10 protein-coding genes and 1 pseudogene are annotated in these 10183 nt (G+C 72.7%); 4 read left to right on the forward strand and 7 right to left on the reverse strand.

Features of this window, described 5'->3' with window-relative positions; all coding sequences use genetic code 11:
* Nucleotides 1-153: 153 nt before the first annotated feature.
* On the reverse strand, nucleotides 154-639 hold the full coding sequence (locus SZN_RS31895; protein WP_007503165.1) for a DUF2000 domain-containing protein: 486 nt from the start codon (nucleotides 637-639) through the stop codon (nucleotides 154-156).
* A 49-nt stretch (nucleotides 640-688) separates the two neighbouring features.
* Here SZN_RS31895 and SZN_RS31900 point away from each other — a divergent pair, with 49 nt between their 5' ends.
* Nucleotides 689-1486 (forward strand): helix-turn-helix transcriptional regulator, encoded by a 798-nt coding sequence (locus tag SZN_RS31900; RefSeq protein WP_007503168.1) that lies wholly within the window; start codon nucleotides 689-691, stop codon nucleotides 1484-1486.
* Here SZN_RS31900 and SZN_RS31905 read toward each other — a convergent pair.
* From SZN_RS31905 to mshA, 3 genes and pseudogenes are all read right to left on the reverse strand, one after another.
* Nucleotides 1465-1707 (reverse strand): annotated as a pseudogene (locus tag SZN_RS31905) (hypothetical protein); the annotation flags it as partial. The gene SZN_RS31900 and the pseudogene SZN_RS31905 overlap by 22 nt on opposite strands.
* Before the next feature lie 136 nt (nucleotides 1708-1843).
* Nucleotides 1844-2344 (reverse strand): type III secretion system chaperone family protein, encoded by a 501-nt coding sequence (locus SZN_RS31910; RefSeq protein ID WP_007503171.1) that lies wholly within the window; start codon nucleotides 2342-2344, stop codon nucleotides 1844-1846.
* A complete protein-coding gene (gene mshA / locus SZN_RS31915) occupies nucleotides 2337-3674 on the reverse strand; it encodes a D-inositol-3-phosphate glycosyltransferase (RefSeq protein ID WP_043734184.1) in 1338 nt (445 codons plus the stop codon). Before mshA ends, SZN_RS31910 begins: the two co-directional genes overlap by 8 nt.
* A 303-nt stretch (nucleotides 3675-3977) precedes the next feature.
* On the opposite strand from mshA, the gene SZN_RS31920 reads away from it, so the two are divergent.
* From SZN_RS31920 to SZN_RS31930, 3 genes are all read left to right on the forward strand, one after another.
* Entirely contained in the window at nucleotides 3978-4784 is an 807-nt protein-coding gene (locus SZN_RS31920) for a hypothetical protein (RefSeq protein ID WP_007503175.1), read from the forward strand.
* A gap of 155 nt (nucleotides 4785-4939) precedes the next feature.
* Nucleotides 4940-6052 carry a C40 family peptidase gene (locus tag SZN_RS31925; protein ID WP_007503177.1) on the forward strand — a complete coding sequence of 371 codons (1113 nt, stop codon included), beginning with the start codon at nucleotides 4940-4942 and terminating at the stop codon, nucleotides 6050-6052.
* A gap of 283 nt (nucleotides 6053-6335) precedes the next feature.
* Nucleotides 6336-7646 carry a PP2C family protein-serine/threonine phosphatase gene (locus SZN_RS31930; protein ID WP_007503179.1) on the forward strand — a complete coding sequence of 437 codons (1311 nt, stop codon included), beginning with the start codon at nucleotides 6336-6338 and terminating at the stop codon, nucleotides 7644-7646.
* 108 nt (nucleotides 7647-7754) lie between these two features.
* Here SZN_RS31930 and SZN_RS31935 read toward each other — a convergent pair whose 3' ends face one another.
* The 3 genes from SZN_RS31935 to SZN_RS31945 all read right to left on the reverse strand — a co-directional run bounded on the left by SZN_RS31935 (nucleotide 7755) and on the right by SZN_RS31945 (nucleotide 9606).
* Nucleotides 7755-8087: a DUF2516 family protein gene (locus SZN_RS31935; RefSeq protein ID WP_208865882.1), complete on the reverse strand. Its 333-nt coding sequence runs from the start codon at nucleotides 8085-8087 to the stop codon at nucleotides 7755-7757.
* A gap of 166 nt (nucleotides 8088-8253) precedes the next feature.
* Nucleotides 8254-8919, reverse strand: a complete 666-nt coding sequence (locus tag SZN_RS31940; RefSeq protein WP_007503181.1) for a hypothetical protein — start codon at nucleotides 8917-8919, stop codon at nucleotides 8254-8256.
* 108 nt (nucleotides 8920-9027) lie between these two features.
* Nucleotides 9028-9606, reverse strand: a complete 579-nt coding sequence (locus tag SZN_RS31945; protein WP_007503182.1) for a helix-turn-helix domain-containing protein — start codon at nucleotides 9604-9606, stop codon at nucleotides 9028-9030.
* Nucleotides 9607-10183 lie beyond the last annotated feature (577 nt).

Below are 10183 nucleotides of genomic sequence, written 5' to 3' on the forward strand. Positions count from 1 at the left end.
ACGCCCGCCGCGGTCCCGGCCGGCGCCGGAACCCCCGCCGCGGTCCCCGCCGGCGTCCTGGCCAAGGGGCCCGCCGACGCCGGGTCCGAGTCCCCGGGCGACGGCCGCGCCGCCTCCGGGGCCGCCCCCGCCTGACCGCGCGGGCGGGGCGCGCTACGGGTGCATCCGGGCCCCCTTCAGCACCTTGTCCACCGCGTTGCGCGGCCCGTACACGGCCAGTCCCACGAGATCCAGCCCGCCCGTGCCCACGGCCCGCACCGCCGCCCGGTTGTCGCGGTCGTTGCCCGTGGCGAAGAGGTCCGAGGTGAACACCGCGCGCGGGAGGGCGCGGGCGAGCACGCGCGCGTGGGCCGTCGTCAGCGTCTCCTTCGCGCCCTCGAAGACCAGTACCGGCTGGCGGAACATCGGCAGGTAGGGGACCCCGTCCGCGTCCTCGTAGGGGTCGCCGATCACCTCGGCGGCCTGCGTGCCCAGGCCGCTGACCAGGAACGCCGTCACGTTCAGCCGCTGCCAGGTCTCCAGGTCCTCGCGCAGCAGGACGGCGATCTTCGTGTCGAAGCGGAGGGGCGCGGATGCGGGTGCAGCCGGTGCTTCCCGTGCTTCGGGTGCTTCGGGTGCTTCGGGTGCTTCACGGTTCATGCACCGAGACTGGCGGCCGGCTCGCGGTCCGGTCTTGTACGTTCTTTGCATGGGCACCCGCGAGGAAGTCACCGCGTGGCGTCCCCGCGTCCCGGGGGTCACGGAGGTCTTCCACGCCCGCTTCACCGCGTACGCGTACCCGATGCACGTCCACGAGGCGTGGACGCTGCTCATCGTCGACGACGGAGCCGTACGCTACGACCTCGACCGGCACGAGCACGGCACCCCGCACGACACGGTCTCCCTGCTGCCGCCGCACGTCCCGCACAACGGCTCCCCCGCCACCCCGCACGGCTTCCGCAAACGCGTCCTGTACCTGGACGCCACCCGGCTCGGCGACGATCTCATCGGACCCGCGGTGGACTCCCCCGATCTGCGCGACCCCGTGCTGCGCCGGCGCGTCGGCCAGGTGCACGCCGCCCTGCGGCGGCCCGGCGACGAGCTGGAGGCGGACAGCAGGCTGACCCTCGTCGGCGAGCGGCTCCGCGCGCATCTGCGCCCCCGCACGCCCGGCGGCGCACCGGCCCGTGACCCCGGCCTCGCCCGGCGGCTGCGCGAACTCCTGGACGAGCGCGTCCTCACGGGCATCGCGCTCGACGAGGCCGCGGCCCTGGTGCAGGCGCATCCCGCCCATCTCGTACGGGCGTTCAGCGCCGCGTACGGCATCGCCCCGCACCAGTACCTGATGTCCCGCCGCGTCGACCGGGCCCGGGGGCTGCTGCTCGCGGGCCGGCCGCCGGCGGATGTCGCCGCCGCGACCGGCTTCTACGACCAGTCCCATCTCACCCGGCACTTCCGCAGGTTGGTCGGGGTGCCGCCGGGCCGCTACCGCGGCAGCGCGCGCTGAGCGCCGTACAGGTTGCGCGGGCGCACGGCGTCCGCGGTGCCGTACAGCTCCGGGCGGGAGCGCGGGGCGCCGGTGAAGTCGGGGAAGTCGATCCGGCCGAACTCCCCGACCTCGCTGACGCCGACGGTGGCGGAGTGCGGGGCCAGGCCGTCGAGGCGGACCGTGCCCGCGCGGCCGTCGGCGACCCGGATGTTCCAGGGGGTGAAGCGGGCGCCGAACAAGGATGTGAACAACGTTCGGAAGTGCGTCGGTGGGCATGCCACGGGACCCCACGGCGGGAAAGGGTGCGCGAGGGCCGCCTGTTGCGGTCTCTGGCGCTCTCCGGTGCTCTCTGGCGCTCTCTGGTGCGGTCTTTCGTCAGTCCGCGGACCGTTTGGTCAGATGGCTGAACGCGTCCAGGTTGCGGGTGGACTCACCGCGCGCGACGCGCCACTCGTACTCCTTGCGGATCGCGGAGGCGAAGCCCAGCTCCAGAAGGGTGTTGAAGGCGCCGTCCGCCGCCTCCAGGACCTGGCCCAGGATGCGGTCGATCTCGTCGGCGGTCACGGCGGCGAGCGGGAGGCGGGCGGTGACGTAGATGTCGCCGAGTCGGTCCACGGCGTAACTCACGGCGTAGAGCTTGAGGTTGCGCTCCAGGAGCCAGCGGTGGACGCCGGTCTCGTTCTCGTCGGGGTGGCGGATGACGAAGGCGTTCAGCGAGAGGGAGTGGCGGCCCACGATCACGGAGACCGTGGTCGACAGCTTGCGGGAGCCGGGAAGCTTGACGACGTAGCTGCCGGGGGCGGTGCTCTCCCACTCCAGCTCGGCTTCCTTCAGGGCTCCCTCGACGACCTGCGCCGCCTTCTGTGCGTCAGCCATGGTGGGAGCGTACGTGACGGCGGTGCGCCTGGGCCGCCGCCGTGTAGACGTCGGCCGTGGCGGCGGCCGCGGTGTCCCAGCCGAAGGACTGGGCGTGCCGGGCCGCGGCCTCGCCCATGCGCGGCGTCAGATACGGGTCGTCGGCGAAGTCGCGCAGCACGCGCGCGTACGCGGCGGGGTTGTGGCCCTGGACCAGGAACCCCGTACGGCCGTGCCGCACCGCCACCGGCAGGCCGCCGACCGCCGCCGCGAGGACCGGGGTGCCGGCCGCCTGCGCCTCGATGGCGACCAGGCCGAAGGACTCGCTGTACGACGGCATGACCAGCACCGACGCCGCGCGGAACCAGTCCGCGAGCTGCTCCTGGCCGACGGGCGGACGGAACCGTACGACGTCCGCGACGCCCAGGCGGGCCGCCAGCTTCTGAAGGCCCTCGGGCTTGGCCATGCCGCTGCCGCTGGGGCCGCCGACGACCGGGACGAGGACGCGGGAGCGCAGCTCGGGGCGCTCGTCCAGCAGGACCGCCACCGCGCGCAGCAGGATGTCGGGGGCCTTCAGGGGCTGGATGCGGCCGGCGAACAGCGGGATCAGCGCGTCCTGCGGGAGCCCGAGGCGGGCGCGGGCGGCGGCGCGGCCGTCCGCGGGGGCGAAGCGGGCGAGGTTCACGCCGGGGTGGACCACGGCCACCTTGCCGGGGTCGGCGGCGTAGTGCCGTACGAGTTCCTCGGCCTCCTCCTCCGTGTTGGCGATGAGGCGGTCCGCGGCGGCGACGATCTGGGTCTCGCCGATGACGCGGGCGGCGGGCTCGGGGGTGTCGCCGTCGGCCAGGTTGGCGTTCTTGACCTTGGCCATGGTGTGCATGGCGTGCACCAGGGGGGCGCCCCAGCGCTGGGCGGCGAGCCAGCCGACGTGGCCGGAGAGCCAGTAGTGGGAGTGGACGAGGTCGTAGTGGCCGGGGCGGTGGCCGGCCCACGCCTGCATCACGCCGTGCGTGAACGCGCACAGCTGGGCGGGGAGGTCCTCCTTGTTCAGGCCCTCGTAGGGGCCCGCGTCGATGTGGCGGACCAGGACGCCGGGCGCCAGTTCGACCACCGGGGGGAGGTCGGCGGCGGTGGTGCGTGTGAAGATCTCGACCTCGATGTTGATCGCGGCGAGGCGCTGCGCGAGCTCCACGATGTAGACGTTCATGCCGCCGGCGTCGCCGGTGCCGGGCTGGTGGAGCGGTGAGGTGTGGACGGAGAGCATGGCTACGCGGCGGGGGCGGCGGTGGAGCCTGAGTCGCGAGGGGGCCGACGCGGAGCGACGCCCGAGCCTGCTGACGTACTGGCTCACGTGGCGTTCCTCCTTGGCTGCGGGCATGCCGGACAGAGGGTTGAGCGCCCTCCAAGGCGGTGCAACGCCGGAGGAAGGGGTTCCCATTCCTGGTGGGGTGGTTTTTGCCGAGGCATTACCGGCGGTCGCTCAACCGTTCGAGATGGGGATGCGTGGGGGGGCGCCTGGGGGGCTTCGAGGAGGGGCGGACGGGGTGCGCAGGCGCGTTCGGAGTGCTCCCGTCCCGCCGTGGGCGGGTGCGGGGTGCCGGCGGGCCCTGCGCATACGCTCGGGGGTATGACAGGCCGTGCCGCCGCTCGTCCCGTGGGAACGGTGACGCGTGGGACCACCAACCCCAACCGGCTGCGGCGGATGGACCGCTGGATCGCCCATGCCCTGGGCCGCGAACTGCGGTGCGCCGCCGAGCCGGTCGCCGTGGACCTCGGATACGGCGCCGCCCCCTGGACGGCCGTGGAACTGCTCGGGCGGCTGCGGTCCGCGGCTCCTCGTGTGCGGGTGGTCGGGGTCGAGATCGAGCCGGGCCGGGTCGCCGCCGCGCGGCCGTACGAGCGGGACGGGCTCGTCTTCCGGCACGGCGGGTTCGAAGTGCCGGTGGCCGGGCGGCCGGTGCTGGTGCGGGCGGCCAACGTGCTGCGGCAGTACGACGAGGACGAGGTCGCCGGGGTCTGGGAACGGCTGTGCGCCCGGCTCGCGCCGGCCGATCCGGCGTCCGGGGGCCGGGGCGGGCTGCTGGTCGAGGGGACCTGCGACGAGATCGGGCGCCGGCATGTGTGGGTCGCACTGGGCCCGGAGGGGCCGCGCACGGTCACCTTCGCCGCGCGGCTGGGGTCGCTGGAGCGGCCGTCGGATCTCGCCGAGCGGCTGCCGAAGGCGCTGATCCACCGGAATGTTCCGGGGGAGGCCGTTCATGCCTTTCTGCGGGACTTCGATCAGGCATGGGCCGCGTCGGCGCCCTACGCCTCCTACGGCGCGCGTCAGCGCTGGATCCGGGCGGTACGGCACCTCGCGGCGGACTGGCCCGTGACGGACGGGCCGGGGCGGTGGCGGCAGGGCGAAGTGACCGTGCGCTGGGAGGCTTTGGCGCCCCGGGGGCGGGCTTTCCCGGGCTGAGCCGCGGGGAACGATCTCCGTGAGCCGTTCGTCACAGATGCGGGAGAACGTCGCCGGGCGGGGGCGGGCGGGCCTCTGTCGTTCTGCGCGCCGTCGTGGCACGATCCCCGGACGCTCGTACGTCACTGACGGGACATCAGTTGGGGGGCACGGGTATGGGCTCGGGCAAGCGCGGCCTGATCACGGCGGCCGTGGCCGTCGTGTGCGCGGTCACCGTTGTGGCGGCGCCGGCGTTCGCGGCGCCCTCCCCTTCCCCGAATTCCCCGAGTTCACCGAGTCGCCCGAATTCACCGAGTTCACCGAGTTCACCGGGGGCGTCCGCACCCGTCCCGGACCAGGAGCTGGAGGCCGTCCGCGCGAAGCTGGACGGGCTCTACGACTCCGCCGCCGTCGCCACCGACGAGTACAACGCCGCCGAGGAGGCGGCGCGGAAGCAGTCCGCCGAGATCGTGGCGCTGGCGAAGAAGATCGTCAAAGGCCAGGAGCGCCTGGCCGAGCTGAAGAAGCGAGCCGGGTCCGCGGCCGCCGCGCAGTACCGCTCGGGCGGGATGCCCCCCGAGGCCCATCTGATGCTCGGCGACGACCCGCAGGGATTCCTCGACGGCGCCGGGCGGCTGCTCCAGGGTCAGCGGGCGACCAGGGGGCTGCTCGCGGAACTGACCCGCACCCAGCAGGACTTGGAGCAGTACGCCGACGACGCCTCGGCCCGGTGGCGACGGCTGGAGGCGGGCCGCAAGGACAGGGCCGCCGCCCGGAAGAAGATCGAGAAGCGGATCAAGGCGGCCGAGGAGATCCAGTCCGGGCTGCGGAAGAAGGAGCGGGAGCGCCTCGCCGAACTGGAGGAGGCCGCCGCCTACGAGGCGCAGACCGAGTGGCTGGACTCCGGCGTCCTCAAGGACCTGAAGACCAAGGCGTCCGCGCAGGGCCGCAAGGCCGTCGAGTTCGCCACCGCCCAACTGGGCAAACCGTACGAATGGGGCGCCGAGGGGCCCGGCTCGTACGACTGCTCGGGGCTCACCTCGAAGGCGTGGGCGAGCGCCGGGCGCGGGATTCCGCGGACCTCGCAGGAGCAGTGGAAGCAGTTGAAGCGCATCCCGGTCAGGGACATGCGCCCCGGCGACCTCATCGTCTACAACAAGGACGCCAGCCACATCGCCCTGTACATCGGCGACGGCACCGTCATCCAGTCCCCGCGTCCCGGGCGAACGGTGTCGATCGCCGGGGCCGGCTCCATGCCGATCCTCGGAGTGGTTCGACCCGATGCGTGAGCTTTCAAGGGGTCTTGTCGCCCGCCGGCGGTGACCACCGCCACGTGACCCACCCCACGCGGCACCCGGGCGCCGGGCACACCGACGTGACGTTCGTCATCCCTCCCCCGCCGTCACCCTGTCCAACTGCGGTAGGGAACGCGGCATATGACATTGGCCAGCGGCCACCCCGGGTGCTCCGCGCCATTCCGCTGCGGCGCCGACACCCGCTATGGTCCCCGTCGGTGGATCGAGGCCCCTCGCGTCCGCCATGCCCTCGGGGGGAGGGAAGGAACTCACGAGAATGCCCGTACCCGTACCGCGGCAGAGAGCGATCCCGGCCGTGGAGACTGGTCTGGCGCAGGCCGCGTCCGCGAGCGGCGGCTCCTCTTCCAGGGAAGAGGCCCCGCGCAAGGAGCAGACGGTCGAGAACACCACGCACACCCATCTCACGCTGCTGCTGATCGAGGACGATCCCGGCGGCTCCGCGGTCGTGCCGGAGATGCTCGACCCGGCTGGCAAGCCGATCCGTGTGCGCACCGCCCGCAACCTCACCGAGGCCGAGCGGCTGCTCACGGACGACGTGCACTGCATCCTGCTGGACCTCGCGCTGCCCGCGCCCGGCGCCCACGCCGGTGACGAGGACGAGCTCGGTGTGCTCAAGCACATCCTGGAGCTCGCGCCCCGGCACGCCGTGCTGGCCCTGACCGCCTCCGGCGACGCCGAGCGCGGTGCGCAGGCCGTGCGGGTGGGCGCCCAGGACTATCTCTTCCGGGACGAACTGGACGGGCGGCTGCTGAGCCGCGCGATCCGGTACGCCGTGGAGAGGAAACGTTCCGACACGGCTGAGCGGCGGCTGGCCGAGGGCCGGCTGCGGGCCCAGGAGAACCGCCGGCTGGAGCGCGGTCTGCTGCCGACGCCGCTGCTGGAGGGTTCGTCGCTGCGGTTCGCCGCGCGCTACCGTCCGGGCCGTTCGCGCGCCCTGCTGGGCGGTGACTTCTACGACGTCGTCCGCACCGCCGACGGCACCGTGCACGCCATGATCGGCGACGTCTGCGGGCACGGGCCCGACGAGGCGGCGCTCGGTGTGGAGCTGCGCATCGCCTGGCGGGCGCTGACGCTGGCCGGGCTGTGCGGGGACGAGCTGCTGAACACCCTGGAGCAGGTGCTGGAGCACGAGCGGTCCGACGACGAGATCTTCGCGACGCTGTGCACGGTCGATATCGCGCCGGACGGGCGGCGGGCCGGGCTGTGTCTGGCCGGTCATCCCTCACCGCTGCTCGCCCGGCCGGGGCGGGCGGCCCGGCTGCTGCCGTACGACAACAACGGACCGGCGCTCGGGCTGCTGCCCGGGGCGCGCTGGCCTCGGATGCAGGTGGAGCTGGGGGCGGAGTGGAGTCTGATGCTCTACACCGACGGGCTGATCGAGGGCCGGGTCGGCGAGGGGCGTGAACGGCTCGGGCAGGACGGGATGGTGTCGATGGTCCGGCGCCAGCTGTCGGAGGGGTTGCGGGGGGAGGCGCTGCTGCGGGCGGCCGTCAGTGAGGTGCGGGATCTCAATGGCGGGGAGCTGACGGATGACGTGGCGGTGCTGTTGTTGGACCGGGGGTTCTGAGGCGGGGCGCCCGCGGCGGGCCTCGCGGGATGGCGCCGGTCGGCGGGGCGGGGCGTGCGGGCTTCCGTGACGGTGTTGCCTGGCTCGGTCGTGGCTGCGGGGCCCGGGTCAGCGGCCGCCGTTCCAGGGGCCGTAGGGGCCGTCGCTGCTGGAGCCCTTTCCGGCGCGGCCTCCGCCGGGGAGGCTCTTGATGGCGGGGCGGACGTCGACCATGTACACGATCGTCGCGATGAGGCCGATGATCGGCAGGAACGACAGGATGTTGAAGATGAGGTTCACCACGAAGGCGAGCCCCAGGATGATCAGCCAGAACGGCTTGGTCTGCTTGTCCGCCGCGCGGTAGGCGTCCTCACGGCGCACGGCGGCGTCGATCAGCGCGAAGCCGCTGAAGAGGATCAGGGCCACGCTCAGCAGCCACATGAACCCAGCGAAGCCCTGCATCAGCACAACGTCCACCACCCGATTCGACTCGTGTCCACGCGGTCACCGTACCCGCATCAACGGGACGGCTACCCGAACAACGGGCCGGGCACGCGTCGAGTGCCCGGCCCGTGATCCACTGCTCTTTTTCACCCGTGCGGGTCATGGGGTGGGGCGGCCGTCCGCGTCACTTGGCGGGCGGCGTCGTCTTCTTCGCGGCCGGCTTGCGCGCCGGGGCCTTCTTGGCCGGGGTCTTCTTCGGCGCGGCGGCCTCGGCGGCGGCCGGCTTCGGAACGGTGGGCTTGGCCGGGGCGGGCGCGGGCTGCTTGGCCTCGGCCGGCTCGGTGTTGGGCTCGACCGCGATGGCGAGTTCCTCGATCTCCTCGGCGGCCTCGCCGCGCCAGGTCCGTACGGCCTGCTCGCCGTGCTCGGCGACCTTCTCGTAGGTCTCCCGGGCCTTGACCGCGTACTCGGCGGCGACCCCGATGGAGCGCAGCGCGAAGTCCTGGGCGCTCTCGCCGAACTTCTTCAGGTCGGCGTCGAAGTTGCTGCCCAGCTTCTTGAAGTCCGCGTCCAGGCTGGTCACGAACTCGTTGACCCGGTCCTGGAAGGTCTCTTGAGCCTCCTTGGCACGGGCGCCCGCCTCCTTGGCGCGCGCCGTGGCCTTCTCCTGGACGGCCTTCGGGTCGGTGCCGCGCACGGCCTCGAAGCGGGCGGGCGCCTCGGAGCGCAGCTGCTCCACCAGACCCGGCACCTTCTTGGCCTGCTGCAGGGCGAGGTCGGCGGTACCGGCGGCGAAGTAGAGGGGGGTCGGGTCACTGAGGGTCTTACGCAGGTCGTCGCTGATGGCCATGGTGATGGTCCTCCCGGGTTGGTTTCGGGTGAGGGTGGGTGTCCCGGCCCGCGGTCGGACGGCTGGCGGCCACCCGCCGGCACGCGTCACGCGCGCGGCGGTGGCCGCTCAGCCGGCCGGCTGCTGCGGATCGGCCGGATTCTCCGGGTCGGCGTCACTGCCGTCGGACGTACCGGTGGTGCGAGTCGTTCGGGTGGTGCGAGTCGTTCGGGTGCGGCGCGCGGCGGGCTCGCGCGCGTCTTCCGCCGTGGTGCGGGTCGTGCGGGCGGGGCGTACGCCGGTCTCGTCGCCGGGCGGGGAGACCGGCGCCGCGACGCCGTCCGCCTCGGGGGGTATCCCGAACCCGTTCTCCTTGCGGAAGGATTCGTAGATCTGGAGCAGCACCTGCTTCTGCCGCTCGTTCAGCGTGGGATCGGCGAGGATGACGGCGCGCGTCTCCACCTCGTCCCGGTCGCGCTCGGCGTCGAGGATGCCCGCCCGTACGTACAGCGTCTCCGCGGAGATCCGCAGCGCCTTGGCGACCTGCTGGAGCACCTCCGCGCTGGGCTTGCGCAGCCCGCGCTCGATCTGGCTCAGATACGGGTTGGACACCCCGGCGGCGTCGGCGAGCTGCCGCAGCGACAGCTGGGCGTTGCGCCGCTGCTCGCGCAGATAGTCACCGAGGTTGCCGACGTTGAGCGTTCCCATGCCCCCACCTTGCCGCACACACGCTAACTATTGCAAGCACCCGCTTGCAATAGTGCGCCACGCCACCTGTAGGGGGTTTGTGAGCCTGAGCACGTTGTTGTCCGTTCCCGGTATATCTGCGATTTCCCACCGGGTCTGCAGTGTGAAGTGAACGGGTCCCGGCTGATCTGCGCAGCAACCAGCCCACCAGAGCCACCTGCCCGCGAGGGCAGTGCCCACCGCTCCGGTTGTCGGATGGCCTGGGAGATCACGACGGCCTGCGGACGGACGCCCCACCTTGCCCTATTTTGCCAGGAAGGTGGGGCGCCAGGCGCGCCTCTTGGTTTGTCGGTTCAGCAGGCGTATCCGCCCGCCCGTGGTTACCGAGGCTGGTAGGAGGTGGCCAGCACGGAGACGGTCACCCGACTGGGCAGGGAGCCGTGGCCGCTCAGAAGCTGTTGTCTTTTCGATCTTGAGCGGTGGCGGTCGAACGCGGGTTCCCGGTCGGGTGATTCTGCGGTGGTGAGGGCATGAGGAAGGGGCCTCCTGAACAGCTCGTGGGTGTCGAATCCATAGAGCAACAGGAGGCCCCGGTGCC

The sequence above is a fragment of the Streptomyces zinciresistens K42 genome (assembly GCF_000225525.1).
Classification (GTDB): Bacteria; Actinomycetota; Actinomycetes; order Streptomycetales; family Streptomycetaceae; genus Streptomyces; species Streptomyces zinciresistens.

Coding starts and splice junctions, on each gene's coding strand:
- SZN_RS31895 (WP_007503165.1), bottom strand. CDS start 639: ATGAACCGTGAAGCACCCGAAGCACCCGAAGCACCCGAAGCACGGGAA.
- SZN_RS31900 (WP_007503168.1), top strand. CDS start 689: ATGGGCACCCGCGAGGAAGTCACCGCGTGGCGTCCCCGCGTCCCGGGG.
- SZN_RS31940 (WP_007503181.1), bottom strand. CDS start 8,919: ATGGCCATCAGCGACGACCTGCGTAAGACCCTCAGTGACCCGACCCCC.
- SZN_RS31910 (WP_007503171.1), bottom strand. CDS start 2,344: ATGGCTGACGCACAGAAGGCGGCGCAGGTCGTCGAGGGAGCCCTGAAG.
- SZN_RS31945 (WP_007503182.1), bottom strand. CDS start 9,606: ATGGGAACGCTCAACGTCGGCAACCTCGGTGACTATCTGCGCGAGCAG.
- SZN_RS31935 (WP_208865882.1), bottom strand. CDS start 8,087: ATGCAGGGCTTCGCTGGGTTCATGTGGCTGCTGAGCGTGGCCCTGATC.
- SZN_RS31930 (WP_007503179.1), top strand. CDS start 6,336: ATGCCCGTACCCGTACCGCGGCAGAGAGCGATCCCGGCCGTGGAGACT.
- SZN_RS31925 (WP_007503177.1), top strand. CDS start 4,940: ATGGGCTCGGGCAAGCGCGGCCTGATCACGGCGGCCGTGGCCGTCGTG.